General features: G+C 52.9%; 23 protein-coding genes. 11 read left to right on the top strand and 12 right to left on the bottom strand.

Annotation, left to right across the window (positions count from 1 at the left end; all coding sequences use genetic code 11):
• Positions 1-62 precede the first annotated feature (62 nt).
• On the top strand, positions 63-362 hold the full coding sequence (locus ACJJIB_RS10940; protein ID WP_444886064.1) for a hypothetical protein: 300 nt from the start codon (positions 63-65) through the stop codon (positions 360-362).
• Here the strand turns inward: ACJJIB_RS10940 and ACJJIB_RS10935 are convergent.
• Entirely contained in the window at positions 349-1,746 is a 1,398-nt protein-coding gene (locus ACJJIB_RS10935; RefSeq protein ID WP_252085756.1) for a tryptophanase, read from the bottom strand. The genes ACJJIB_RS10940 and ACJJIB_RS10935 overlap by 14 nt on opposite strands.
• Positions 1,747-2,708: 962 nt before the next feature.
• Between ACJJIB_RS10935 and ACJJIB_RS10930 the strand changes: the two genes are divergently transcribed.
• Positions 2,709-3,533, top strand: a complete 825-nt coding sequence (locus tag ACJJIB_RS10930) for a hypothetical protein (protein ID WP_444886063.1) — start codon at positions 2,709-2,711, stop codon at positions 3,531-3,533.
• A gap of 285 nt (positions 3,534-3,818) precedes the next feature.
• Here the strand turns inward: ACJJIB_RS10930 and ACJJIB_RS10925 are convergent, their stop codons facing one another.
• Both ACJJIB_RS10925 and ACJJIB_RS10920 read right to left on the bottom strand, forming a co-directional pair.
• On the bottom strand, positions 3,819-4,184 hold the full coding sequence (locus ACJJIB_RS10925) for a VOC family protein (RefSeq protein WP_444886062.1): 366 nt from the start codon (positions 4,182-4,184) through the stop codon (positions 3,819-3,821).
• Positions 4,185-4,363: 179 nt separating this feature from the next.
• Positions 4,364-5,587, bottom strand: a complete 1,224-nt coding sequence (locus tag ACJJIB_RS10920) for a CaiB/BaiF CoA transferase family protein (RefSeq protein ID WP_444886061.1) — start codon at positions 5,585-5,587, stop codon at positions 4,364-4,366.
• A 141-nt stretch (positions 5,588-5,728) separates the two neighbouring features.
• Between ACJJIB_RS10920 and ACJJIB_RS10915 the strand changes: the two genes are divergently transcribed.
• Positions 5,729-6,046 carry an Mpo1-like protein gene (locus ACJJIB_RS10915; protein WP_444886060.1) on the top strand — a complete coding sequence of 106 codons (318 nt, stop codon included), beginning with the start codon at positions 5,729-5,731 and terminating at the stop codon, positions 6,044-6,046.
• A 6-nt stretch (positions 6,047-6,052) separates the two neighbouring features.
• On the opposite strand, the gene ACJJIB_RS10910 is transcribed toward ACJJIB_RS10915, so the two are convergent.
• Positions 6,053-7,477: a TyrR/PhhR family helix-turn-helix DNA-binding protein gene (locus ACJJIB_RS10910; protein ID WP_444885101.1), complete on the bottom strand. Its 1,425-nt coding sequence runs from the start codon at positions 7,475-7,477 to the stop codon at positions 6,053-6,055.
• 195 nt (positions 7,478-7,672) lie between these two features.
• On the opposite strand from ACJJIB_RS10910, the gene phhA reads away from it, so the two are divergent.
• From phhA to ACJJIB_RS10895, 3 genes are all read left to right on the top strand, one after another.
• The gene (gene phhA / locus ACJJIB_RS10905; RefSeq protein ID WP_252085750.1) at positions 7,673-8,479 is read left to right on the top strand and encodes a phenylalanine 4-monooxygenase; all 807 of its coding nucleotides are present in this window, start codon (positions 7,673-7,675) and stop codon (positions 8,477-8,479) included.
• A gap of 299 nt (positions 8,480-8,778) precedes the next feature.
• Complete coding sequence (locus ACJJIB_RS10900; protein WP_444886059.1) at positions 8,779-9,255, top strand: Lrp/AsnC family transcriptional regulator; 477 nt, start codon at positions 8,779-8,781, stop codon at positions 9,253-9,255.
• Between the two features lie 66 nt (positions 9,256-9,321).
• Positions 9,322-10,491 (top strand): cation:proton antiporter domain-containing protein, encoded by a 1,170-nt coding sequence (locus ACJJIB_RS10895; RefSeq protein WP_252085748.1) that lies wholly within the window; start codon positions 9,322-9,324, stop codon positions 10,489-10,491.
• Here the strand turns inward: ACJJIB_RS10895 and ACJJIB_RS10890 are convergent.
• Genes ACJJIB_RS10890 through ACJJIB_RS10880 form a run of 3 tightly spaced genes read right to left on the bottom strand, consistent with a single transcriptional unit; the run spans position 10,488 to position 16,304 of the window.
• Entirely contained in the window at positions 10,488-13,637 is a 3,150-nt protein-coding gene (locus tag ACJJIB_RS10890; protein ID WP_444886058.1) for an efflux RND transporter permease subunit, read from the bottom strand. The genes ACJJIB_RS10895 and ACJJIB_RS10890 overlap by 4 nt on opposite strands.
• Positions 13,630-14,868: an efflux RND transporter periplasmic adaptor subunit gene (locus ACJJIB_RS10885; protein ID WP_444886057.1), complete on the bottom strand. Its 1,239-nt coding sequence runs from the start codon at positions 14,866-14,868 to the stop codon at positions 13,630-13,632. The genes ACJJIB_RS10890 and ACJJIB_RS10885 overlap by 8 nt, the downstream gene beginning before the upstream one ends.
• Positions 14,868-16,304: an efflux transporter outer membrane subunit gene (locus ACJJIB_RS10880; RefSeq protein ID WP_444886056.1), complete on the bottom strand. Its 1,437-nt coding sequence runs from the start codon at positions 16,302-16,304 to the stop codon at positions 14,868-14,870. The genes ACJJIB_RS10885 and ACJJIB_RS10880 overlap by 1 nt, the downstream gene beginning before the upstream one ends.
• A 314-nt stretch (positions 16,305-16,618) precedes the next feature.
• Between ACJJIB_RS10880 and ACJJIB_RS10875 the strand changes: the two genes are divergently transcribed.
• Complete coding sequence (locus tag ACJJIB_RS10875) at positions 16,619-17,803, top strand: acyl-CoA dehydrogenase (RefSeq protein ID WP_444885105.1); 1,185 nt, start codon at positions 16,619-16,621, stop codon at positions 17,801-17,803.
• 78 nt (positions 17,804-17,881) lie between these two features.
• Here the strand turns inward: ACJJIB_RS10875 and ACJJIB_RS10870 are convergent, their stop codons facing one another.
• Entirely contained in the window at positions 17,882-18,760 is an 879-nt protein-coding gene (locus ACJJIB_RS10870) for a DMT family transporter (RefSeq protein ID WP_444886055.1), read from the bottom strand.
• A 267-nt stretch (positions 18,761-19,027) separates the two neighbouring features.
• On the opposite strand from ACJJIB_RS10870, the gene ACJJIB_RS10865 reads away from it, so the two are divergent.
• The 3 genes from ACJJIB_RS10865 to ACJJIB_RS10855 are packed head-to-tail and all read left to right on the top strand — an operon-like array spanning position 19,028 to position 22,216.
• The gene (locus tag ACJJIB_RS10865; RefSeq protein WP_252085742.1) at positions 19,028-19,645 is read left to right on the top strand and encodes a trimeric intracellular cation channel family protein; all 618 of its coding nucleotides are present in this window, start codon (positions 19,028-19,030) and stop codon (positions 19,643-19,645) included.
• 52 nt (positions 19,646-19,697) lie between these two features.
• Positions 19,698-21,341 carry an alpha/beta fold hydrolase gene (locus ACJJIB_RS10860; RefSeq protein ID WP_444886054.1) on the top strand — a complete coding sequence of 548 codons (1,644 nt, stop codon included), beginning with the start codon at positions 19,698-19,700 and terminating at the stop codon, positions 21,339-21,341.
• A gap of 35 nt (positions 21,342-21,376) precedes the next feature.
• A complete protein-coding gene (locus ACJJIB_RS10855) occupies positions 21,377-22,216 on the top strand; it encodes a sulfurtransferase (RefSeq protein WP_444885108.1) in 840 nt (279 codons plus the stop codon).
• 143 nt (positions 22,217-22,359) lie between these two features.
• Here the strand turns inward: ACJJIB_RS10855 and msrA are convergent, their stop codons facing one another.
• Positions 22,360-22,983, bottom strand: a complete 624-nt coding sequence (gene msrA, locus ACJJIB_RS10850) for a peptide-methionine (S)-S-oxide reductase MsrA (protein ID WP_444885109.1) — start codon at positions 22,981-22,983, stop codon at positions 22,360-22,362.
• 174 nt (positions 22,984-23,157) lie between these two features.
• Between msrA and ACJJIB_RS10845 the strand changes: the two genes are divergently transcribed.
• The gene (locus ACJJIB_RS10845) at positions 23,158-23,685 is read left to right on the top strand and encodes a J domain-containing protein (RefSeq protein ID WP_444886053.1); all 528 of its coding nucleotides are present in this window, start codon (positions 23,158-23,160) and stop codon (positions 23,683-23,685) included.
• A gap of 24 nt (positions 23,686-23,709) precedes the next feature.
• Here ACJJIB_RS10845 and ACJJIB_RS10840 read toward each other — a convergent pair whose 3' ends face one another.
• Genes ACJJIB_RS10840 through ACJJIB_RS10830 form a run of 3 tightly spaced genes read right to left on the bottom strand, consistent with a single transcriptional unit; the run spans position 23,710 to position 25,551 of the window.
• Positions 23,710-24,507, bottom strand: coding sequence for a methyltransferase (locus tag ACJJIB_RS10840; RefSeq protein ID WP_444886052.1), 798 nt, complete (start codon positions 24,505-24,507; stop codon positions 23,710-23,712).
• On the bottom strand, positions 24,504-24,833 hold the full coding sequence (locus tag ACJJIB_RS10835) for a nucleotide pyrophosphohydrolase (RefSeq protein WP_444886051.1): 330 nt from the start codon (positions 24,831-24,833) through the stop codon (positions 24,504-24,506). Before ACJJIB_RS10835 ends, ACJJIB_RS10840 begins: the two co-directional genes overlap by 4 nt.
• Entirely contained in the window at positions 24,823-25,551 is a 729-nt protein-coding gene (locus ACJJIB_RS10830) for a DUF599 domain-containing protein (protein ID WP_252085735.1), read from the bottom strand. Before ACJJIB_RS10830 ends, ACJJIB_RS10835 begins: the two co-directional genes overlap by 11 nt.
• Positions 25,552-25,710: the final 159 nt, after the last annotated feature.

Here is a 25,710-nt window from a genome sequence, read left to right as displayed (position 1 = left end):
CTTGATATCCAATTTAATTAATCGCCTGATTAATTAAATTGGATATTTGCCGGGAATACAAGATGAAAACCAGACTAATAAGTCACAAACTAAAGGGGCTCTCCGAAGCACTCACACAAACAGTACTGCCAGACTGCCCCGTCACTCCAGGAGCCCTTGGCTCATTAGAAAACTGGGGAGCAGCCTTTAGCACCTGGGTACATTTATCGCCAACGGACAGGGAAAGAAAAAGCCAGCGCGTGGTAGCAGATCAGAACTTCAGAAAAAAAAGGCCCACGAAGGGCCCTTTTAGGGAGGTAAATGACCCAGCAGAAAAAACTAAAAGAAATTTCCTGAGCCATCCATTACTTACAGAGACTTAAATCTAGCCGTAAAGTGTCGCAACACTGGCGGCTCATATTCAAAGGTCAGCCCCTTCAATTCATGTGCTCGATTCTGCAGCTCTATAATCGCATCAGCGATATAGTCCATATGATCATTGGTATATACACGACGCGGAATCGTCAGGCGCATCAATTCCAAATCCGCCTTCTTCTGTTCACCGGTTTCCGGGTCACGCCCCAACAATAAGGAGCCAATTTCCACCGCACGGATACCCGCTTCCAGATACAGCGCGTTAGTTAAAACTTGTGCGGGGAATTGTTCTGGTGGGATATGCGGCAGAATCTTAGCCGCATCGACAAACACCGCATGGCCACCTGTTGGAGACTGAATGGGCACCCCACCCTCGCGCAAACGCTCACCTAAGTAGGCTACTTGGCTGATGCGGTATTGCAGGAAATTTTCATCGGCGGCCTCATAAAGACCCCGCGCCAATGCTTCCATATCACGCCCCGCCATGCCCCCGTAGGTTACAAAGCCCTCCATGGGTACGCAGCGGGTACGCACCGCCTGGAAAAGCTCCTCATGATCACGGATACAACATAGGCCACCAATATTCACCATCGGATCTTTCTTGGCAGACATGGTCAGCATATCGCCGTATTGATACATCTCGCGAATAATCTCCAGGATCGACTTGTCCTGATAACCTTCTTCGCGCTGCTTGATAAAGTAGGCGTTCTCACAGTAACGTGCCGAATCGATCACTACTGGAATATCGTATTTCGCGGCAATCTCATATACTGCGCGCATATTCGCCATGGAAACTGGCTGGCCACCCGAGCTATTGCAAGTTACCGTGGTGATAATTGCACAAATATTATTCGCCCCATGCTCCTTAATGGTCTCGACCAAAAGATCCAGGTCAAAATTACCTTTCCAGTCATAAGCCGTTAAGGTATCAAAGGCCCGCTTGTCCAACACATTAACCGCTTTGCCACCATTCAACTCAATATGGCCCGCGGTGGTATCGAAGTGATAGTTGGAGATAAAGACTGGTGTAGTACCACCACGTACCTGGCGCATACGCTCAATCAGAGCGGGAAACAGGATCTGTTCAGCACCACGGCCCTGGTGGGCGGGAACGGTTAATTTATAACCAAAAAAGTGCTCCACTGCTTGGCACAAGTTGTAATAGTTGCGGCTACCTGCGTAAGACTCATCCCCCAACATCAAACCGGCCCACTGGTTATCGCTCATGGCCCCAGTGCCAGAATCTGTTAGCAGATCAATATAGACATCATCACTGCGCAGCAAGAAAGGGTTCAAACCAGCTTCCGCCAGAGCCTTCTCTCTATCGGCCAAAGTGGTCATTTTGATCGGCTCAACCATCTTAATCCGGAATGGCTCAGGAATACGCTTCATCATTATTTTCCTTATCAATCCTGACAGCGTGAACTGAATTATTGACTCAGTCACACTGCATGCTGTTTTTAACGCGGATATAGTACAGATGAAGTGGTAAATGTGCGAATGAGAAGTGGTTGGAAGTAGGATTGCCTTACCTGTGAAGGGCATAGAGGGTATCAAGATACTAGTAGCGTGGACTAACCCTACATATATGGTTTTGACGGTTTTTTATAGGCATCTATACCAAACATGAAAAAGATTGCTGGTGATAGAACAGTTGCAAAGAAAAATCTTAGCTACTTACCATGCCAAAGTAATAACGCCGCCAGTGATTTAAAAATCAACTTCTGGGTAGCCAGGTGCGCCAACTTTTACCATTCTAACTGGATCCATCTCGGCCATTTCTTAAAAACCTCTCTGAGTAATGGAAGGTCCATCGAAACAGCGTAAACCCAAAAGCGAGCCAACACGGACGGGGCTCATAGTAGCCACATTGCTAGGCCCTACCTAAACCCACTCACCGTAAAAGCAAACTCACTCGCATGAATATTCATACACCTTCTACTCTGCCAAAATAACGAAACATATTCACTCAAGCTCATCTAATCATAATTGAACCTTAAAAGAGCAAAAGACTAACAAATATGGAATTACAGTACCAAATACAGTGCACACCTTGAAGCCAGCTTTATTTACTTATTTAAAACCGTACTGTAAGCTCTCCACGAATTATCGGATAATTTTAATCACGGAGGGATAAATTAATTCAGATATTTTACCTCAGGCGATCAATCGCTTGAAAAAACTGGAAATTCTCACAACTTATTTCACACTTCAAGATTTAAGGCTCTTTTTTTCAAGAGACACTATTTCAAAGTGTGACATTTAACACATCAAGTGGGCAGGCCAACAACCTCACTATTTAGACCTTCAGCATCACTTGGTAAAAAAACACAATTATTAAGCAGTAGATTGATATGTTTCCTAAATATGCCTTAGTAGCAGCTATTTCTGCAGCGTTCCTTGCCTTTGAAGCACAAGCAAAAACCTTCAAATACGAAATTCAAGATATTACTTCATCTAATGCCTCATTACAGTATCCAGGCCTCGACTTAAATGGAGCCAACTCTGCAACACTGACCATTGATCAGGCAGACCCTTCATCTCCCGCTGTGATAACCTCGCTAGATGTAAACTTCCCCAATGCGTCCAAACTATCCGTAAGGAATTTCAACTCCACTAATGGATTACACCGGGCCACAGTTGGCAACACCTGGGTATACCGCCAACTCAACATTGAAGTGCATGGCGTAGATTTTCAAAATTCTAGCGATCAGAATATTTACATTGACGGCTTTGTATCCGAAGCAGAGAGTTTTATCGGTGCAAATCAACCAGGAAACCAAGGACAGCCATTATTTCATGTCGGAGGTCGCTTGGTTGATGTAACCCCAGGAAAAGTCACTGATATTAAAATTCTTACTCTCGACGGGAACAGACTCAGATTATCACTAAACGACAAGATAGCGGCGAACCCAAACAACAACCATGAGAGTGTCATCGTTATTGATTCACTATGGTTTGGAAACGGGGAAGCAAAGCTATATATCCCGATCCCTATGGCTAACAATGAAGCTAAATTTGCTGCGCCATACAAACTCAACATATCTACCACTTCTGGTCCTGAAGGGGATGAACACTTCATTCATGTACTCTCAAAAGACGAGCGCGGCAACGAATTCCCCACTGCGGAACTCCCCCTCCAGCATCTGCTCGAAGAAGCTTACCGCAACCACCAATAGTTTTAGTTAAACCCTAATACTCTAAAAGTGGAAGTGAGTGGCTTTGCTGGATTTATTTTACAATACTCCTTCAAAGTCACTTCCATATCTATACTCTTTATCCAGAATTGGAAAAGTCTAAAACCAACAGCTCTATAAATTACCAATTGATCATGCTGAGCGACAACAACGTTGACAAACCTGTTGCTCCCAGCCGACTGATGATAACTACTGATAAGCTCTTCCAATGTCAGATTAAACATCTCAGATCAGCAACATAAAGCCTTTTAGCGGGTCTTTAACCATCTAAACCAACGCATTCACTTCCACCTTGATCCCCACCGGATCAAAAAATACCAACTGCCTTAGATTACGGCCCGGTACATCCCTCTGCTCGCTGGCAACACCCATCGAATCCAACTGTTGTTTTATCGGCTGAAGATCCTCGGTAAGGAAAGCCATATGGTCCAAATAGGGCTTTGTAGCCTGTTGTTCAGAGACTTCTCCCTCCATGAGATGGACAATCGGTTTGCCATTACCGTAGAGCCAGAATCCGTTGTTTTTAAGGTTTGGTCGCTCTCCCTCTGTGAGGCCAAGGACTTTTGTATAGAAGTCCCGCACCTGCAGCAGCTGACTCCAAGGTGCAGTGATATTGAAATGGTCCAATTGCATAACGCTTCCCTGTGCTATTTCCTTTATAAGATATAGGCAAAAAATAAACCGTTTACGAGCCAATCACGATCTATTCACAGCATGTCTTAAGAGCCGGGCTTCCTTGCCTCCCCAGTTAAATCTGACTCAATATTGTGATTTAAGCCCGGCAAAATATGTTTGCCGGGCCCAGGCATTAACTACACGACGCCGTTGCGGCGCAGTTGGTCAATTTGCTGCTCATCTTTTCCCAGTAACTCGCGCAGCACTTCTTCGGTGTGCTCACCCAATACCGGTGGAGCCTGCTGGTAATCGAGGGCAGATTCGGAAAAGAGTACCGGGTTGCGAACAGTTTTTACTTTGCCGGCTTGCGGGTGATCCTGCTCCACCACCATACCTCGCGCTTGCACCTGTGGATCGGCAAAGACCTCTTCGAGAGTATTGATCGGTCCGCAAGGCACATGGGCTTCGCTGAGTTTTTCCAACCACCAGGCAGAGTTCTGCTTGCGGGTGGCATTCTCAATTTGAGGGATCAGCTCATCGCGGGCTATTACCCGTGAGGAATTACTGACATAAGCGGGATTTTCTGCAAGCTGTTCTATACCCGCGATCTTACAGAAACGCTTGAACTGGTCGTCGTTGCCAACCGCCAACATAAAATAGCCGTCTTGCGAGGGCACAGCCTGGTAAGGCACGATATTGGGGTGGCCTGTGCCCTGGCGCTCGGGACTTTTGCCCGAGGTGAGGTAGTTCTGGGCCTGATTAGCAAGCCAGGACACTTGGGTATCCAGCAGGGCCAGATCGATATGCTGCCCCACTCCCGTCTGCTGGCGGTGCACTACAGCGGCGAGCACCGAGGAAACCGCATACATGCCCGTCATCAGGTCGGCAACGGCCACCCCCACTTTTTGCGGCCCGGCACCTGGTTGCCCTTCGGGCACACCAGTGATACTCATCAATCCGCCCATCCCCTGAATCATGGCATCGTAGCCGGCGCGGTTTTTATAGGGGCCGGTTTGACCGAAGCCGGTAATGGAACAATAAATCACTCCAGGATTAATGGCCTTGATAGCGTCATAATCCAGGCCGTATTTTTTTAGGCCACCTACCTTGTAGTTCTCCAGAAGAATATCGCAGCGGGCAGCCAGTTGTTTAATCAAGTCCTGGCCGGCTTCCGTGGTGATATCTACAGTGACCGATTTCTTGCCGCGGTTGGCGCTCAGGTAATACGCAGCATCGGCGGTGTCATTGCCCTCGGCGTCTTTGAGGTAGGGAGGGCCCCAGTGACGAGTGTCATCGCCGCGCTCAGGGCGCTCCACCTTAATCACTTCGGCGCCAAAATCGGCGAAAACCTGTCCGGCCCAGGGGCCTGCAAGAATACGACTGAGATCGAGTACTTTGAGATGCGCGAGCGGTCCTGCCATAACTTCCTCGTTTCACTAATACGGGGTGTATCCCCGAAAATTTTTGCGGCAGACTAACAGATATTCCCGATATGCGCCCAGCTTGGAAGACTATTGAATTGGCCTTACACTGCGGGAGCAATAAAAATAAGGAGGCATAGCATGGCTGCTATAGAAGCCCAAAAATTCGAATCTTTCCGCGACTTTTACCCATTCTACCTGCAAGAGCACAGCAATCTAACCTGCCGACGATTGCACTTTATTGGTACCAGCCTCGTTTTTGCCACCGTGATCGCAGCGATCAGCACAGGCAGTATGCTGTGGTTTGCCGCTACACCGCTGGCTGGTTATGGTTTTGCCTGGATTGGGCATTTCTTTTTTGAACACAATCGTCCTGCCACTTTTAAGTACCCCTTTTATAGTTTTATGGGGGACTTTGTGATGTTTAAGGATATGCTGTTGGGGCGTATTGAACGCTGAACTCGCCTATTTTTTGTGGGCCGACAGGCCGTATTTACGCAGCTTGTTGGCCACAGCGGTATGGGAAATGCCCAACTCCTTGGCTAGCTCTCTAGTAGAGGAGCGCCCCACCAACAATTCACTGAGTAATGATCGCTCCAGCTGCTCCATCATCTCTTTGTAGCTGAGCCCCCTGCCCCATTCCCGCCAGGGTAAACTCGCCGGCACGGTTAAGTCCGGAAGGTCCTCAATATCTATTGTGCTGGCGCCACGACGTTTACAGCTGCCCAGGGCAGCTGCCAGGTAGTCACGTAAACCATTAAAGTTTTGCGGCCAGTCATGACGGCGAATCAGTTCGAGCACCTCCAACGCCAAAACAGGCGCCTCCTGATCGGGGAACTCCTGTCGCAAGAGCGTTTCAGCAAATCGTGGTAGCCCCGGTCGCATATTGCGCAAAGGAGGCAAGACCAAGGAGAGCGCACTAAAGTGCTGAGCTAGAGCCGGCACCAATGACCGAGGCTCGGAACAAGTGGCCACTAAGCGTATTGAAGGTGGCAGGCAGCGCAAACGGCGGGCGATTGTCAGCTGGGCCTCGCCATCCAGCTGATGAAGATCCTCCAAAATTAAGGTTCCAGTTGAGCGCAGATGCCTGGGGATTTCCATTTTCCCATTCTGGGGCACAATACGGTGGCAATCTGCACGGGCAGCAGCGGGTGATAAATAATGCACCGCACAGGCAAAAGTAGTTTTACCGGTCCCCGCCTCGCCACAAACCAGCAAAGGAGAATTCAATTCAGAGAGGTCCTGCAGTTGCAGGCAAGTCTCCCGGCGTAAATCAAAATCCCACAGCGCCACAGGGCGTGGAAGTCCTGCAGCAAACTCACTTTTCTCCGCAGGTTGCATACGCAACACGGCACCGGCCAAAGAGTCCACATCACCAGTGTTATCTAAGGCTATCGGTGACCAGTCCACTCGGAAATTCTGACCCCGCACCACAACCGGGAGCCCAAAACGGGGCACCGCAAAATCTCTCAGCAGCTCGGCCACTTGCATCAACGGTAGAAAACGCTGTAACTGTAAACCCGGTACCCGATCGAGACTGACCCCGAAGGCGCGCGCAGCAGCAACGTTAGCGGCAATAACCCGGCCGGCATGGTCCACGCTGAGCACTGGATCGGTCACGTGCTGTAAGAGGGTATCCAGCTCAAAATATCGCCGTTCCAAGGGTAGCAACGAGATGCGCCTGACCCTTTGGACACCGGGAACACGGTAGAGAGACTTCTCAATAGCCTGGTACTGGGTTGTGAGCATACCTGGCGCCAACAGGTAGACCTTATCTCCACTGTCCCCCCCCAGCTCCCCAGAGGTTACATTGATCCGATATTCGCCGAATATTTGCATAATTTCATGCAAAATACCGACACGATTAGCGCAGGTTATTTCGACTCTCACCAGCCCACCTGTAAAGTTTTCTTTACAAAAAGTGTAAGAGGTTTGTATTGGAGGGCGCAATACCTCCACGCTAAGCCTCCCCTAAAGGCAGGCCTCTGACTAAAAATAGAGGAGACACATAACAACAAGGATTCAGCGGCAGGGCCACTAGCCTTCAACACTTGGAGAGACTGGCAGGCCGCAGGAGACAAAATCATGAAAAAAGAAGCAGCCAAGAAGAGCACCCAGTACGTGGCCCGAGAGCCCAACGCCGAGGGCTTTATTGAGTACACCGAGCTGGAACATCAAACCTGGCAGCGCCTGATAGAGCGCCAGCTGGAGGTATTGCCCGGTCGCGCTTGTGATGAGTATATGCACGGCCTTGAGCTGCTCGACCTGCCCCGAGATCGCATCCCCCAGCTTGAGGAAATCTCCTCTGTACTGCGCCGGGAGACTGGCTGGGAAGTGGCACGTGTACCCGCTCTGATCGGCTTTGAAACCTTTTTTGGCCTGCTCGCCGATCGCAAATTCCCTGTTGCCACTTTTATTCGCACCCCTGAGGAATTCGACTACCTACAGGAACCGGATATCTTCCACGAAATTTTTGGCCACTGCGCCATGCTGACCAACCCGGCCTTCGCCAACTTTACCGAGAAATATGGCCAGTTAGGTCTAAAAGCCTCCCCTAAAGAGCGTGCTTATCTGGCGAGACTCTACTGGTTCACCGTGGAGTTCGGTCTGCTCAGCACCGAAGACGGCCTGCGTATTTACGGAGGCGGTATCCTTTCCTCTCCCAAGGAAACCCTCTATGCACTGAGTAATGAACCAGAGCGCTTCGACTTCAGCGCCATCGACGCACTGCGCACGCCTTATCGTATCGACATTGTGCAGCCGGTTTATTATGTACTGAACAATTTGCAGCAGCTGCAGGAGCTTACCGAAATTGACCTGATGGCCATGGTGCGCGAAGCCATTGAGCTTGGTTTGTTCGAGCCCCGCTTCCCGCCGAAGAATGCCGCCTAAAAGTTATCTGCCGGGCGCTACCACAGCGCCCGGCACTCTCTCTCCCATATCCTTTCAATACCCGCATCCACTTCCTATTTGCACAAAGTGCTCTCATTGAAGTTGCACTTGGGGAAAATTCCACTACCGGCGCAATTCCCATGAGCCTATCGTTACGTCAGGTGGAAAAGGAAGAGGCAAACTACCTGCCAGCCTTCTAACCACCCAGAACATCAAACCACCGCCAGGGCAATGCCAGTGAGGGCTTCTACTTCGATACAGGGACACAAGACCCTAGGCCAAGGGAGCGCTGTAGCACTATGTCCTCACTTGACGCGATTGATAGACACCTGCTCGCTATTCTGCAATCGGACGTCAGCCTTTCTATTGAGGAGCTGGCGGAGCGTGTGGGACTCACAAAGACCCCTTGCTGGCGCCGGGTACAGAAGCTGGAAAAAAGCGGCATCATCCGCCGCAAGGTCGCCCTGCTCAATGCGGAAATTCTGGGCCTGCCAGTTTCGGTGTTCGCCCAGGTAAAAACCGACCAGCATACCCCCGAGTGGGCAGAAGCCTTCTCAAAGCATGTAGAACAACTACCGGAGGTGGTGGATTGTTACCGAATGGCTGGGGACTACGACTACCTGCTGCGGGTGGTAGTGAGCGATATTTCTGCCTATGACCGCTTTTACAAGGAGTTGATCAGGCACGTAGGCATCAGCGATATCATTTCGAATTTCGCCCTGGAGCAGATCAAAAGCACCACTGAGCTGCCCATTCCCTCAGAAAACCAGGAGTGATAAGGGTTTAGCTGTTCGCCCATCTGTGGATAATGATGAGACCTCGCTCACTTTCAAGGATGACTTGTGGCGGACAGCTCCCTCTTCCAATCCTTTTTTCTCATTTTTAGTGGCGCCGCGATAGTCGCCACCCTGGCACTCTTCGGCCGCCAACCCTTATTAGTTGCCTATATCGCCCTGGGTGTACTGCTGGGACCATCTGGGCTTGCGGTCATCGATAATCTGCGCCTGCTCTCAGATATGTCCAACGTGGGCATCATTTTCCTGCTGTTCCTGCTGGGGCTGGATATGCAGCCCCAGGCATTGGTCTCGGTGCTGCGCAAAGCCACTTTTGTTGGCATTATCAGTTGCGCCATCTTCCTGGGTATTGGTTTTTCTATCGGTCAGCTGTTTGGCTTTACCACCATGGAGAGCTGGGTGATCGGTATGGCCTTGATGTTTTCCAGCACCATTATCGGTATCAAGTTATTGCCTACCACGGTACTACACCACAAGAAGCTGGGGGAGTTGATGGTGGGCCTGTTACTGTTTCAGGATTTTGTCGCCATCGTGTGCTTGATGATTCTGCTCAGTGACAGCAGTGGGGATATGCATCTGGGACAAGTAGCCCTATCTTTCGGAGCCCTGCCCTTATTAGTAGCGTTTGCTTGGGTAGTGGTGAAATACCTGTTGCTGCCACTGTTTAGCCGTTTCGACCGCTTTCACGAGTATGTGTTTTTGATGGCGCTGGGCTGGTGCATGGGCATGGCGGAACTGGCAGAAACGCTGGGACTGTCGCGGGAGATCGGCGCATTTATCGCCGGCATCACCCTCGCCGCCAGCCGGATTTCCCAGTACATAGCCCTCAACTTGAAGCCCCTGCGGGATTTCTTTTTGATCCTGTTTTTCTTCAGCCTTGGCGCCCAGTTCAAGCTGTCAATGCTGCCGGAAATTCTGGTTCCTGCACTGGTAACTGCCGTGGTGGTGCTGCTAGCCAAGCCGGTGGTATTCCGCTATCTACTCGGTGGACACAGCGAACTCAAAATATTGGCCTGGGATATCGGCTTCCGCCTGGGGCAAATCAGTGAATTCTCCCTACTGATCGCCCTACTCGCCTTTAGCCAGAACCTAATCGGCAGCGAAGCCTCGCACCTGATACAGGCCACCGCCATCCTGACCTTCCTGGTGTCCTCTTATATCGTGGTGATGAATTTTCCCAACCCTATCGCCACCAAAGACGAACTGCGCAGGGATTAAACCTGCGCAGGCCTGACTAGGGATTTAATCGCTACTTTCGCCTTCTCCAACAACAAGGGAATATCCTTTCCGAACATCAGGTAAAGGCAAGGAACCAACAAAAGAGAAATAGCTGTAGCTGCGAGGATTCCGTAGCCGAGGGAAATTGCCATAGGAATCATAAAGCGCGCCTGCACCGAGGTTTCAAAAATCATCGGCATCAGGCCACAGAAAGTGGTAACCGTAGTCAGCACAATTGGGCGAAAACGGCGCGCCGCTGCGCGCTTAATTGCAGTTTCAAGATCAGCACCCTCATTGCGCAAGCGGTTGCTGTATTCGATCATCACCAGGGTATCGTTAATAACCACCCCGGCGAGCGCCACCATACCCAGCAGGCTCACCATACTGAGGCCATAGCCCATCCCCAAATGGCCGAGCAATGCGCCGATCACACCGAAGGGAATGGCAATCATCACAATTAATGGCTGTATATAGCTCTTCAGCGGAATCGCCAGCAACAGGTAAAGCACCGCCATCGCCAGCATAAATGTCATCCCCAATGAGGCGAGTCCCTCACGCTCATCCGCCTGACGTCCCTCATAGGAGATACCAAGGCCGGGAAATTCCGCTTTCAGTTGCGGCATCACACTGATATTCAGCTCGTTAATCACCAGTGCCGCCTGATCGCTGGGCTCCACATTAGCAGTAACCGTGGTCACCCTACGCCCTTCGCGACGATTGATTTTGGCGTAGGCCCGCCCCTGCTCAATTTCGACCAGGTCGAGAAGTGGCAGCCACTGGCCATTGCCGGCGCGGATCATCATATTGTGTATATCGTCCATCGTAACCCGCTCAGTTTCCGGCAGGCGCACCATCACCTTCACCTGGTCGCGCCCGCGCTGTTGACGCAAGGCTTCGGCCCCATAGAGGGAGGCACGCAGCTGGCGGCCAATTTCCTCCGCAGAAACGCCCAAGCTTTTGGCCGTTTCCGTCAGGGTCAAGTCGAGCTGGGTTTTACCAAGAGAAATACCTGCATCGATGTCGCTGACATTGGGGAATTTCTCCAGCTCACCAGCCAAGCGTAATGCGGCCTGTTCCAGTATGTCCGTATCCGTGTGGCGGAGCTCTACAGTGAGAGAGGAACCGGCACCGGGCCCACCGCGATCGGATGCAGTAATTGCGCTGAGAGAACCGGCTATCGGCCCTACCTCCCTTCGCCACTGACGTACAAACTCCCCGGTAGAAAAACTGCGCTGATCCGCCGCAACAAAATAGGCATCCACCTGAATCGCATCATCCCCGATCAGGCCACGACTACCGAGGAAAACCTGATCCCGATCATATTGTTCGAGCACTCTATCGGCCGCATCAATAATCTGCGCCCTGGCTTTCTCCAACTGCTGTTGAGGGGTACCGGTAGGGAAAGTTACCGCGAAGCGTCCGGAATCCCGCTCCACTCGCGGCATTAAGGTGAAGCCCATACGCCCACTGGCCGCATAGCCCGCCATCACCAACAAGATGGCAATAGCGATGGCAATGGTGCTGTAGCGGTGCGCTACACAAAGATTTAAGAAGGGCCGGAAACGCCTCTGTACAAAACGGTCCAGACCACGAGCCAACAATTTTTGTCGAGCGGCGAAACGGCGGGCCCGCCGGCTCTTATAACCCCGACGTGAATGGGCCAGGTGCGCCGGCAAAATAAACAGCGCCTCCACCCAGGAGATGATAAATACCGAACCCACCACGAAAGGAATTACGCCAAAAATCTTGCCCATAAACCCGGGCAGTTCCATTAAAGGAATGAAGGCGACGATATTGGTGAGGATGGCAAAGGTCAGTGGTACCGCTACCTGGCGAGCACCGGCAATAGCCGCCTCTAAATTGCTATAACCTTTCTGCCGCCATTCGTGAATATTTTCCCCCGCGATAATGGCATCATCCACCACAATACCCAGGGCGATAATAAAGGCGAACATACTCACCATGCTAATTGAGATATCCAGCCCAGGCAGAAACAGCAGTGAACCGAGGAAACTGGTGGGAATACCGAGGGTCACCCAAAATGCCAGACGCAATTCCAGGAAGGCACCGAGTACCACAAATACCAGCAGCAGGCCGATAAATCCGTTCTTCAACAGCAGAGAGAGGCGCTCTTTAAAGATCTCCGAGTCGTCATCGCGAATGGTCAGCGTCACTCCTGGCGGCAGGCTGGCTCTGACCTCTTCGATCACTTCCCGCGCCGCCTCGCTGACACTCATCGGTGTCTGCTCACCTACGCGGTAGATTTTGATACTGACGGCGGGCTCCCCGTTAAACACCATATTGCGCGCCTCGTCCTCGAGGGCATCGCTGATATTGGCGATATCACGCAGATACACCGGGCCGCCGCCACTGCCACGGGTGACCACAACATTGCCGAACTCGCGCGCCCAATCACGCCGCTCGGTAACCCGAACCAGGATTTCGCCGGCATTGGATTTAACACTGCCGGAGGGAATATCTACCGCCGCGTTTTTTACCACCTGGGCAACTTCTGTCAGAGTCAGGCCATAGCGCCGCAAATCGTCGCGACGTATCTCAACGGCCACTTCCAGATCTCGAACGCCCTGGGCCTCCAACTGGGTGATACCGCTGTGCGCCTCCAGTTTGTCGTACACCTGCATGGCCAGGGCGCGCAAACTGCGATCATCCAGATTGCCATGCAGGACCAGGTCCAATACATCGCGCTTGCGCTCGGCCAGACTCACCTGTGGACGTTCGATATCACCGGGGAACGTGGTCACCGAATCAATGGCCTGCTGAATATTCTGAAAAACCAGATTGGCATCCGCATCGCCCTCAAGTTCCAGAATCAGTGAAGCGCTACCCTCGTTGGCCGCACCGCGCATCTCTTTAATGCCGACAATACCCTGTACCGCCTGTTCGGCGGCCACCAATACACCACGCTCCACCTCTTCCGGACTGGCGCCGGGATAAGAAATGGAAACCGTCACCCTATCCAGACTGAACTCAGGAAAAACCTCTTTCTTCACCACCAGGGAGAAAACCAGCCCGCCCACAATCAGGACCAGCATTAACAGGTTGGCGGTTACATGGTTGCGCGCCATCCAGGCGATAGCGCCCTGGCGGGTATCAATGGTCGCATCACTTTTTTTGCCTTTAGTCATTGTCACCCCCAGTTTCACGACGTCGCGCTCCGGCACCCGGGGCCTCACTGGCTGAAGCAGCAGCATCGGCGGGCAGTTCCTTTACCGAACGGGGGCCTGCGGCAATCCGCACCGGCATACCTTCGGTAACAGTGATCAGACGAGTCGTAACCAGGGTTTCGCCACCGTTTAGCCCCTTATCGAGCACTGCAAAATCGCCGCTGGTATAGGCAACCTCAACCGGCTGAATACTGGTACGATTGTCGCGCACTACCCAGACCAGATTGTCATCTTGCAGAGCCGTGAGGGGGATTCGCACCAGCGCCTCCTCAGCTCGAGAGACAATTTCCACCCTGGCCAAATCATTCAGCAAAAGCTGCGGCTGAGAGGGGTCCAATACAGAGAGAGGGTCTTTCAATTCCACCAGTACGCGTGCCAGCCGCCCCTGCTCCTCAAGCACCGGTATCACCCGAACAAACTCTCCCTGGCGGAAACTGCCGGCGGGCCACTGACTGCCATAAATGCGGACTTCCACATCGCCACTGTCTAAACGGTGTAATTGGCTAGCAGGTACCTCAACAGCAATCTGGAAGCGGCTAGCGCTGGCCAAACTGTAGAGATTAATCCCGGGGGATACTCGATCCCCTACATCCACATTACGCGCCACCACTAATGCGTCAAAAGGGGCACGCACTTCGGTCAGGCGCAGATTGCGCTGTGCCAGAGCCACCTCGACCTCCGCCGACTGCACGGCTGCTTCGGCCGCAGCTTTCTGGGGTTCACGCAATACCAGTGCGCGGTCGGCCTCTCCCAGAGCAGTGCCGAGTAGTTCGTACTCTTCCTGTGCCACCTGCTGCTGCCCCAACTCCTGCTGTAACTCCGCACGCCGGCCGGCGAGGGTGCTCTGAGCGGATTTCAGGGCCAATTGGTAGGGTTCAGAATCAATACGCAGCAGCACTTTACCTTTGGGTAGAACCGCGCCCGGCCCCAGATCGTAGTCGAGCCACTCTACCTGCCCGTCTACCAAAGGCTGCAACTCCGCCAATTCGCGCGCGGTCACTTTTCCCAGGGCGCTTAAAGTCATGGGGAAACTCCCCTGCTCCGCCACAGCCACATCCACAGCCGGCGGTGGCATCTTGCGCTCACCGCGAGAGACTGTGGGTTTCTCCCCCAGCATCCAGGCGGCAATCACAGCTGCCAACACCAGTAAAGCCACAGGTATGAGCGAGCGCGGATTGAACTTCTTTAACATCAACTATTTCCCTCCAAGTACAACTCCAGGTCTGCGGGCTCCGGTTCGGGCAGATCTTGCTGCGGCAGCCCCCCGGACAGTGCGCGATATAATGTGACTCGGTTTTGCAGCAGCTGGCGTTCGGCAGACAACACCTCACGAGCCAGGCTCTGCTGTTCGGTGGTAGCCGTCAGCAGATTGAGAAAATCGACAGCACCGCGTGTATAGGCACGGTTGCGCCGCTGCACGATCAGGTCGGATAAACGCTTTCGTTCTCGCAGATGTTCGAGTTCCCGATTCAAGGCACCCTCGCGAATCAGGGCCTGCTCGACTTCTGACAGTGCCTGGTTCACGGTTTCTCGATATAGCGCCCAACGTTCCTGCAAAGCCGCATCCTGTTGCTGCCTTGCGGAACTGAGCGCACCGCCATCGAAGATCACCCCTTCCAGGGAGGCGGCGATAGCCAACAGCCAGTTCTCGGTAATATCACTGATGAGGCTGGTACCGTTACTGGCCACAGCGGATAGACTCAGTACGGGCAGCCTGTCCGCCCAGGCCTGATCAGCCAGGTGGTAATCCTGCACCAGCTTGCGCTGGGCTTCCCGTACATCTGGGCGCCGTAGCAACAGTTGCGATGGGATGCCTGTATCAGGCAGGGCCGGCAAAAACGGCAGACTCGCCTCTTTGTGGATATATCCAGTCAACTGATCCGGATTGATGCCCAGTAAAGTGGCCAGTTGCACCTTCAGCACTTCAATATCGGCGCCTGTCTGTTCCAGCTCCTGCTCAGAGCGCTGCACCAACTGGCGCTGCTGCAGCACATCGGCGGCGTCGCTGACCCCGCGTGCAAAACGCGACTCCAGCACCCTGAGAGACTTCCGATTAATTTCCAGCTGCTGCAGCAGTAAGTTGTGCTGCCCCCACTGTTCGCACAGCTGCAACCAGGTTGAGGAGACTTCCGCCGCAAGGCTCAGAGCGGCGCTCTGTAGATTTTGCTGCTGGGCCTGAAGCCCTGCCTCAGCCGCGCTGGCTCCGGCGCGCACGCGTCCCCAGAGATCCAGCTCATAACTGGCAGCGATACGGGTACTCCAGCTGTTACCCTCGTTGGAAGGGTCGGTAAATTCCCCAGAGGAGTAGCGCTGCTCGGTATTTTCTATCTGGGCAGTCACTCGAGGGAACAGCCCTGAACGGGCTCCACGGGCCGCCGCCGCAGCTTGGCGCAGGCGCCAATAGCTGGCCTGCAAGCTGGGATTATCCCGCAGAGACAGTTCTATCAGCTGGTCGAGCTGAGGATCTTCAAACCCTCGCCACCACCGGACATCGGCCGCCTCAGTACCCGAGGCGCTGAATGTCTGCGGCAGAGACAAAATATCCTGCGGCTCGACAGTCTCAAGGGGCTGAGAGGAACAGCTGGCCAGCAGTGGAACACAAATTGCCAAAACACGGTAAAAGCCCAAGAAAAATCACCGGAAAAGTTTTTAAAAACAGGAAAAACAGAGAATTATTGCGCCCATTATCTTCCGACAAAAATAGCTCGCAAGGCGTTTTACCCTTGTTTACACAGCCATGCTCAAACCTGTCTAAATTTTCCTGCTGTTAGGAGTGCCCCATCGCAGCTACTTAGGTATGATGCGCCACAATAAACTGAATGGTCACTGGGTTTTGCCGCGGGATGCTTGCCAATGTCCCTTTCAAGATTCGGCAACTTTTTGCCGGATTGGCGACAAACCCCAGTGCCGATTAATAACGGAAGAAGTAGAAGAGACTAGCCATGAGTAAACATCAGCCACTCGCCCACTGGGACGATATCCTGCTGCTGGACCAGCAGTTGACCGACGAAGAACGCATGGTGCGCGATGCCGCACGCGAATACTGTCAGAACAAGCTGATGCCGAGGGTCTTGGAGGCCAACCGCCACGAGATTTTCGACCGTGAAATCATGAGCGAAATGGGCGAGCTGGGCCTGCTGGGCTCCACCATCGAAGGCTACGGCTGTGCCGGTCTCAACTACGTTTCCTACGGCCTGGTAGCCCGCGAAGTCGAGCGGGTGGACTCTGGCTACCGCTCCGCAATGAGCGTGCAATCCAGCCTGGTAATGCACCCGATCTACGCCTACGGCAGCGAAGAGCAGAAACAGAAGTACCTGCCCAAACTGGCCAGCGGAGAGTGGGTTGGCTGTTTTGGCCTGACCGAGCCGGATGCAGGTTCCGATCCCGGCGGTATGAAAACCCGCGCCAAAAAAGTAGACGGCGGCTACCGTATCAGCGGCGCCAAGATGTGGATCACCAACAGCCCCATTGCCGATGTATTCGTGGTTTGGGCCAAAGATGACGAAGACATCATTCGCGGTTTCGTACTAGAGAAGGGTATGGAAGGCCTGAGCGCGCCGAAGATCGAGGGCAAGTTCTCCCTGCGCGCCTCTATCACCGGCGAGATCGTGATGGACAATGTCTTCGTACCCGAAGAAAACAAATTCCCCGAAATTGGCGGGCTGCGCGGCCCCTTCGGCTGTCTGAACCGCGCCCGCTACGGTATTTCCTGGGGCGCCATGGGTGCCGGTGAGTTCTGCTGGCACGCAGCGCGCCAGTACGGCCTGGACCGCAAGCAGTTCAACCGCCCACTGGCTCAAACCCAGCTGTTCCAGAAGAAGCTGGCCGACATGCAAACCGAAATCACCCTGGGGCTGCAGGCTTCCCTGCGCGTTGGCCGCATCATGGATGAGAACAAGCAGTTCGACCCCACCATGATCTCCCTAGTGAAACGCAATAACTGCGGCAAGGCCCTGGATATCGCCCGCATTTCCCGCGATATGCACGGCGGCAATGGTATCTCCGACGAGTTTCACGTGATTCGCCATGTGATGAACCTGGAAGCGGTAAATACTTACGAGGGCACCCACGATGTTCACGCCCTGATTCTGGGCCGTGCCCAAACCGGCCTACAGGCGTTCGTCTAACGCCTCACCGGGCGCCACCCGCGGCATACGCGGGTGGCGCGCTCGCAGTAAACTTTTCTCCCTTTTAGCGCACTGCTATTACCTGGCCTGTGCCTCTATCGCCTGCACATTAATCACACAAAAAGCAATTCCGATAAAAACCAATAGAGATGCACCCCACTCCATCGCATCCATCGATTCGCCTAAAATCACCCAGGATCCCATCAAACCAAATACCGGTACCAGAAGCCCAAAGGGGGCAACAAAAGCAGCTGAATAACGCCTAATCAAGTCCCCCCACCAAACATAAGCAAGCAACGTAAGGAATAGACTTTGATAGAGGATCGCACCCCAGGCTATTGGCGAGGCCTCCAGTAAATGCTGAACGGGCTTTCGAGTTTCCAAGAAATAGGACAATACGAATAGAGGAATTGGCGGCACCAGCGATGCCCAGACCATCAGATGGAATAAATTTACTCCCCGCATTCTTTTCAAAGCCAGATTAGCAATGGCCCAAGCCATACCCGAGCCCATCAAGAGCAAAAATCCTTTCTGTGTTGTGGCCCCTCCCTTATCGGCATCAATGAAAAACAATGTAAAGCCAGCAGCCGCGATCAACAGACCCACAAGCTGCTGCCAACTTATTTTTTCCGCAAAAAAGCAGATACTGAAAATTAAGGTGAAAATCACTTGTGACTGCACCAGCAGCGAGGCAATTCCTGCCTGCGCATCAGTGCGCATCGCCAAGTAAACCAGTCCAGTAGTAAGAAGCTGTAAAAATACGCCGATCAGGACAACATTCCATACTGAGGTTTTTGGAAAAGGGAAAAACCAAACAAATGGAATAGACGCCAAGGCATATCTCATCGCCGTGAGCATCAAAGGGGGAACATCACTGAGAGCCAACTTAACAATCGGATAGGCCATACCAATGATGAATACACAAGCCAGTGCTTTTAAAATGCTATGAATTGGCATGTTAAGAGTTATCCATCCTGTGCTTCTGCCCGTTTCGCTGCCACTTCAGCAGGCTCTCTTTTTAGCGTTTATAGGGGGGTAAAAATTTTTGGAGCGGAAGAAAACAACTCCCCGCTTTGCCAAACATAGCAACCGCTAACGGAATTGCTCTAATGCCCCACTCTGCACGACCTCACACTTCTCTCCAGCGGTAAAGTAGACGATTCCCTTTGCTTAAATAGAAGTGCTATTCTCCCCTGCCCGCCAATTCCAGGATGTAATGATGATATGGATGAGCTGCTGCATTGGTTCGATATGATCGGTATCGCAGTCTTTGCCTTTAGTGGCGTACTCGCTGCAGGTCACAAGCAGATGGATTTATTTGGCGCAGTAGTGCTCGCCTGCGTTACCTCTACGGGAGGGGGCACCATCCGGGACATCATCCTCAATATCCCCGTATTTTGGCTGCAGGACACCTACTATTTGTGGATTGCTGTCGCGACCGGTGTAATTAGTTTTTACCTGATACGCTATCTACAGGTACCCATGCGTCTGCTGATGGTGGCAGACGCTATCGGCCTCTCGGTGTTTGTAGTAATCGGCACGCAGAAAGGTTTAGAACTTGGCTATTCCGCCACTATTGCGATCGTAATGGGCATGATGACCGCCACCTTCGGAGGAGTAATTCGCGATGTACTTTCCGGCGATATCCCATTGCTATTGCGCCGGGAGATCTATGCCACAGCAGCTCTTACCGGCGCCGCTGTATTAGTTGCCTTGGATGCCAGTGGTAAGTTGCCGGGGGATCTGGTGATTGCCATCGCTGTAGTGGTGACCTTGTCAATTCGCTTAGCGGCCTTGCGATGGAATCTATCCGCTCCCATTGCCCGATTTGGCAATCATTGAGCGGCTCAATTTACAAAACCCAGAACTTTTTCGGCCCACAGGAATACTCTTAGTGCGAAACTTCCGCCCACTGACCGCCTCCATCATTTTGATCGGCCTGCTGATGAGTGCCTGTGATCGGTCTGAACAGGGGACAACTTCCCCCGCAGCGAAAAAGCCCAGAAGTTATACCCACCTATACCCCAGATCCTGCTGGTTCAAAACAGACGACAGCTGGCCCGCCACTCAGTGCTTCATGATGGAAGTACCGGAGGATTACGCCCATCCAGAAAGGCGCAAAATCCGCTTCCCGGTCATACGCTTTCGCGCCAAAAATCCAGCGCCAAACAAGGCCCCGCTGCTGCATCTCGGGGCGGGTGGCCCCGGTGCCAGCATGGGCCTGGAACCAGAAAACGCCAGCGATTGGCTATGGTTGAATTACGCCGCCATGACTGTAGAGGATGGGCGCGACCTGATTGTGATAGACCCGCGCGGCACCGGCATGGCAAGGCCGCGCCTTACCTGCAGCGAATTTATCGAAGATGCGCAGACAGCTTTCCAGCGCAATCTCTCCCCGGAAGAAGAAGCGCGTGTCTTCGCCTTCAGTATGGAGCGCTGCTATAGCCGCCTGAGCAAGGGCGCAGATATGGCGCAATACAACAGCTCGGTGATTGCGCGGGATGTAGATGAACTCCGCAAGCGGTTAAAAATCGATAAACTCGACCTCTACGGCGTTTCCTACTCCTCTCGCTATGCCCTCACCTATGCGCGGGATTTCCCCGATTCAACCCGCGCCTTGGTACTCAACAGCGCCGTCTTTCCTAATATTGTCTACACCCAACAGTTGGCACAAGATTCACTGGCAGCTTACGAGCGCGGCCTCAAGCACTGTATTGAAGATGCGAAATGCAACAGCCGCTACCCAGACTTGCGCCGCCGCCTGGAAAATCTGGTGCAAACCCTGGATGAAGAGCCACGTACGATCTCCATCAAACACCGCTATTCCAACCAGCCCTATCCCTTTGTACTCACTGGCCAACGCTTGCTGCGGGTACTGTTCCAGGCCCTATACAACGAGAACTTTTACAGTGAATTACCAAAACTCATTGAGGGCCTGGAAAACAGTGGCGATAAAGGTCTGAAGCCCGCACAAAAGGCCATAGGGCACTTTATGGAGATCGTATTGGACCCCTACTTCGGCGATGCCGCCGGAGTCAGCCATTTCTGCTATGAGGAAGCCCCCTTTGTCGATTTCGACGAGGCCCGCGAGAGCGCCGAAGACACCGGCATCCTCGGTGGCGCCGTGCGCTCAGACCTGAAACTGCTGCAACTACAATGCCGAATCTGGGCGATCCCCGCCGCACCACTGCTGGAATCACAACCCATCGCCACTCCCGCGCCGGTTATGGTGCTACACGGCGGCCTAGATCCTGTTTTATCAGCCGAAGATGTAGATGTAGCGCGCAAGGCACTACCCAATCACCAGTGGCTGCTCTTCCCTCAACTGGCTCACGATATTATTTCCGCCAGCAGCTGTGCCGAAAAAGCGGCAGCACGCTTTCTCGATAACCCGACAAGCGACCAGACCGAGCCCACCAAAACCTGCCGCCAGCAGGAGCTGGCCGATCAGATCCAGGAAGAACAGCAGGGGCAGAACCAAGATAAACAGACAGAGGCTCCTTTCAGCGGAGTACAGGCCCCAGAAAGCAGCCCTTAATCAATTGGTGTCTTTGAACGACAGCAGGAAACAGCATGGACAGAGTTCGCAGCGCTTCGCTTATTGAGGTGGAAGACTTACAGGAATTAATCGCTAACAAAACCGTAGGGATTCTGGATTGTCGCTATGACCTCGCCGATAAGGAGAGTGGCGCCCTGGCGTATGCAGCGGGGCATATTCCCGGAGCCCACTATGCCAGCCTGCATAGGGACTTATCGGCCCCTACCCATCAATTAGGTGGGCGCCATCCTATGCCCAGCAACGCCCAGTTCCAACAGTTCGCCCGCAAACTGGGGATCAACGCCGATACGCCAGTCGTTGTCTACGATGATAATCGCCTGGGCTTTGCCGCACGGGCTTGGTTCCTGTTTTTCTTCTTTGGCCACACCAATATTAAGGTTCTTAATGGGGGCCTGCGGGCTTGGCTCGATGCCGGCCTATCGCTAGAGACCCGTGAACCCGCCACCACACCAGAGGGTAATTTCAAAGCAAACCCCAAAGATAACCTGCTGGTGCACTACGAAACCCTCAAGGCCTCCCTGGGCAATGCACCCTGGCAGCTGATCGATGCCCGCGATGAGGATCGCTTCGCCGGAAAACACGAACCCATAGACCCTATTGCCGGCCATATTCCCAGTGCGATTAACCAACCCTGGCGCGAAATGACCGATGATGCAGGTAAAGTGAAGTCAACTGCAGCACTCCAAGCACTATGGGACGCTCGCTCCGATGGACGCCCTATTCTGAATTACTGCGGCTCCGGGGTGACAGCTTGTGTGAACTATTTTGCCCAACAACTTGCCGGACGCCGGGACTCCCTGCTCTATCCCGGCAGCTGGAGTGACTGGTGCGCGCATCAACGGCAAGGGAAATAAAGCGGAAAACAGCACCCTCAATAAACGCACCATGAGCTGACATGACAGACCATGAAAAAGCTGAGTAAGAAATAAAATGAGATTATTGGGCAGGCAGGATTAAGGGGCGGTGGTTACCGCCCCTCTGGCCGAACGGATCTGACTCAATCGTACATGGGGTTGCGCAATATTGGACAGATGGCCTCTTTATTTTTCGCCATATACTGCTGGTGGTATTCCTCGGCGTAATAAAATGGCTGGGCCATACTGATTTCGGTAGTAATCTCACCGCGCTGCTTTTCGTTCAAGGCTGCTTGCACCGCTTCTTTACTCGCTTCCGCTTCTTTCTTTTGCCCCTCGTGAGTGCAGAAAATACAGGAGCGGTATTGGGAACCGATATCATTGCCCTGGCGCATTCCCTGGGTGGGATCATGCATATCCCAAAAAGTTTTTAGTAATTCCGAGTAGCTGACCTTGTTGGGGTCAAACACTACCTTAACGACTTCGGCATGCCCGGTACGCCCACTACATACCTCATCGTAATTTGGATTCTCGGTGGCACCATCCGAGTAGCCCACCGCAGTGGCATAGACACCGTCAATGTCCCAAAACTGTTTCTCCGCACCCCAGAAACATCCCATACCAAAGATTGCGACTTCCATGCCTTCGGGGAATGGTTCCTGGATTGAGTTGCCGTTGACATGATGGATACCGGTGATTTCCATCGGCTGTGGTCGGCCGGGCAAAATCTGATCCGCATCCGGGATCTGGAATTTGTCGTATTGCATACTGTTATCTCAAGTGCTGAAATTTTCTTCAAACAGGATAGCCACAAGCCCTCATTCCGCCCAGAGATTGGAAAGGCTTGAGGCGAGCCATGTTAACCTGACAATCCATGGGATCGAAAAGATATTTAAGCCCTGGGCACAAACTTGGCAAGTGCAGAACCTAAGGAGCCGCCATTGGCACGTTTAATTCTTCTAATACTGATCTTACTCGGCATCTGGTATGCCTGGCAGAAAATCAAGTCCAGCTCTAAAGGCGATAGGCGCAAGCAGATTTTCTTTATCACCCTACTGGGTGCAGCAGTCATCGTAGTGTTACTAGCCGTCAGCGGAAGGCTGCACTGGGTCGGTGCCATGGTTCTGCTGATCCTACCGGTGCTGGGCCGCCTGCTCAATCAACTCACTCGTTTAATGCCCTGGCTGGCCCCCTTGTTCGAGCGTTATGCGCGCAATCGACAAAATCAAAACCAACAACAAGAACAGGAACCCCATCAGGAACAAAAAGCCGCCCAGGCCGACCAAGGGCCGCCTCTGAGTGAACACGAAGCGCGACGAATTCTAGGCGTTGGCGCCAATGCCGGACGCGATGAAATTATCGGCGCTCACCGCAAGCTTATTCAAAAACTACACCCGGATCGCGGCGGCAACGACTATCTAGCCTCACGAGTAAATGCCGCCAAAGAACTGCTGCTGAATACGCTCTGATCGCGACTCTTTATCAGGGCAAGGTTATTCTGGTACACGACACAAGAGGTGAACATAGCGCGCCAACTGGCGATAAGGGTCGGTCTGAGAATACTCCAATTCTTTTTGTACAATTGCCGCAGCGGGTAACTTGTCACGAATAGCAGGCGTCATAAAATCGTGAAAGCAACGAATACCGCTGTGGCAGGTCACCTCAAAACCGGCCTCCTGCAGCCAATCACTCACCCACTCCAATAGCAGTGGGTTTTGTGGTGTCAGGCTCCCGGGGTGCCCACCCCAATAGTCTTCATCGATATTGCGCTCCAGCTGGCGAAAACTGCCGCGCTGCAACAAGCGAAACTCCAGCGCGCGCCGATTGTAAAAAGTGAGGGACAAATGGCCACCCGGCTTGAGCAAACGGTGTAGCTGCTGTAAGGCCAAGCGCGGCTCCTCCAGCCATTCAAGCACTGCATGGCAAATCACAAGGTCCGCGCCCTGCAACGCTTTCATCTGTGCCAACGCCTGTAGGGGCTTATGCAAAAGGGTTACCCGCTTTTGTAAATGTCTCGCCTCAACTTCAGCGGCAGCGTGCTCCAGCATTTGCGCCGAAATATCTGCCAAGTACACCTGATGCCCCGCAGCCGCCAGGTCCATGGCAAAGTGCCCCTGGCCACCACCTGCATCCACGATTTTTAAGGTGCGCGACTCCCGGCTGACGATCGCAGCTAAATCCCGATTCAACACCGCCAGACGGATATCCCCCTTGAGGCCGCCATAAATACGATCGCGAAATCGATGCGCCAGGTCGTCAAAGTTCCTGTCACTGAAACCTGCCTCACTCATGGAGCCCCACCATCTACAACTTCTCTCGCGCGGCGCTCATTTTCCGCAATCTTATTGCGCAGCGCTAAATCCATATTCACCCCCAGCACCTCTGCCAACTTACACAGGTACATTTGGATATCCGCCAGCTCTGCAGCAACTTCTCTAGCATTCTCACTCCGCATCAGCGAATGAATATCCGCGTCTTCGCACCATTGAAAATGCCGATTCAACTCGGCCACCTCTACCGAAAGTGCCACCCCCAGATTCTTTGCAGTATGTAGTTGCTCCCAGCCCCGTAGCTTGGCCACCCTGTCAAAAGCCGCCACAATTTCACTATTTTCCACTGAACTTCTTCCTCTGCTGGCGCTCCAGGCCGCCCTCCCGCGCCGCCAAAATCGAGTTGAGTGCGCGGGACATAAATTCCCGCCGATACAAGACACAAACCACAAAAAGGTAACCGGCAATAAACAGCAGCGGATGGATAAACCAGCCCAGCACCGACATGGAGAAGTAATAGGAGCGCAGGCCGTAGTTATAACTGTGCCCGGCGTGGTCGATCACCTTAGCGGTGCTGATAGCAAAACGAAGGCGCTCATCCTCCGACAGTTCACCCGCTTCCGGCGGAGGTGCGGCTCCAATCAACACATTGGCAAACGAGTATTGGCGCAGGGACCAGGTGAAATTGAAAAAGGCGAAAATAAAAATCAGGATAAGCAGCATCACTTTCAGTTCAAACTGCTCAACCGTGGTAGGCTCGGCAAAAGGCAAGCTGGTAAGCACTTCGATGGCAGCTTTGTTCGCCGTCAAGGCAGTCACCAGGCCTGCCAAAATTAAAATACTAGTGGAGGCAAAAAAACCAATCACCCGTTCCAGGTTACTGAGGATTGCGGTATCTGCCATGCGCATATCCCGATCGAGCATGCGCAGCATCCACTCCACCCGGTACCACTGTAATGATGATGTGAGACACCAAGTCTCTTTGGCTTTCTTGCGTGCAAAGACGGTGTAACCGACCCATGTGATTAAAAAGCCAGTGACGCTGGCGATATCCAACCAGGACAACCTCTATCTCCCTGTTCGTCTACATTTATGCCGGGGCTTCAGTAGGTGAAGTCTTCGCCTTGCTGACATCCTTGTCAACACTGTCTTTCCGGTGTGTGCAAGCGGTAGAATAGCGCCCTTTCGCCGGCAGCAGAGGCCGGCCAGAAAATTTTCTATAAC

The organism is Microbulbifer mixtoriginis (SeqCode), assembly GCF_052467705.1.
This window is presented reverse-complemented; position numbering and strand designations above follow the sequence as displayed.

What these genes read in the sequence shown, in the direction of transcription:
- ACJJIB_RS10930 (WP_444886063.1), top strand. Translation starts at nt 2,709, where the DNA reads ATGTTTCCTAAATATGCCTTAGTAGCAGCTATTTCTGCAGCGTTCCTT.
- ACJJIB_RS10855 (WP_444885108.1), top strand. Translation starts at nt 21,377, where the DNA reads ATGGACAGAGTTCGCAGCGCTTCGCTTATTGAGGTGGAAGACTTACAG.
- ACJJIB_RS10870 (WP_444886055.1), bottom strand. Translation starts at nt 18,760, where the DNA reads ATGCCAATTCATAGCATTTTAAAAGCACTGGCTTGTGTATTCATCATT.
- ACJJIB_RS10920 (WP_444886061.1), bottom strand. Translation starts at nt 5,587, where the DNA reads ATGGCAGGACCGCTCGCGCATCTCAAAGTACTCGATCTCAGTCGTATT.
- ACJJIB_RS10900 (WP_444886059.1), top strand. Translation starts at nt 8,779, where the DNA reads ATGTCCTCACTTGACGCGATTGATAGACACCTGCTCGCTATTCTGCAA.
- ACJJIB_RS10940 (WP_444886064.1), top strand. Translation starts at nt 63, where the DNA reads ATGAAAACCAGACTAATAAGTCACAAACTAAAGGGGCTCTCCGAAGCA.
- msrA (WP_444885109.1), bottom strand. Translation starts at nt 22,983, where the DNA reads ATGCAATACGACAAATTCCAGATCCCGGATGCGGATCAGATTTTGCCC.
- ACJJIB_RS10925 (WP_444886062.1), bottom strand. Translation starts at nt 4,184, where the DNA reads ATGCAATTGGACCATTTCAATATCACTGCACCTTGGAGTCAGCTGCTG.
- ACJJIB_RS10875 (WP_444885105.1), top strand. Translation starts at nt 16,619, where the DNA reads ATGAGTAAACATCAGCCACTCGCCCACTGGGACGATATCCTGCTGCTG.
- ACJJIB_RS10935 (WP_252085756.1), bottom strand. Translation starts at nt 1,746, where the DNA reads ATGAAGCGTATTCCTGAGCCATTCCGGATTAAGATGGTTGAGCCGATC.
- ACJJIB_RS10840 (WP_444886052.1), bottom strand. Translation starts at nt 24,507, where the DNA reads ATGAGTGAGGCAGGTTTCAGTGACAGGAACTTTGACGACCTGGCGCAT.
- ACJJIB_RS10915 (WP_444886060.1), top strand. Translation starts at nt 5,729, where the DNA reads ATGGCTGCTATAGAAGCCCAAAAATTCGAATCTTTCCGCGACTTTTAC.
- phhA (WP_252085750.1), top strand. Translation starts at nt 7,673, where the DNA reads ATGAAAAAAGAAGCAGCCAAGAAGAGCACCCAGTACGTGGCCCGAGAG.
- ACJJIB_RS10890 (WP_444886058.1), bottom strand. Translation starts at nt 13,637, where the DNA reads ATGACTAAAGGCAAAAAAAGTGATGCGACCATTGATACCCGCCAGGGC.
- ACJJIB_RS10865 (WP_252085742.1), top strand. Translation starts at nt 19,028, where the DNA reads ATGGATGAGCTGCTGCATTGGTTCGATATGATCGGTATCGCAGTCTTT.
- ACJJIB_RS10885 (WP_444886057.1), bottom strand. Translation starts at nt 14,868, where the DNA reads ATGTTAAAGAAGTTCAATCCGCGCTCGCTCATACCTGTGGCTTTACTG.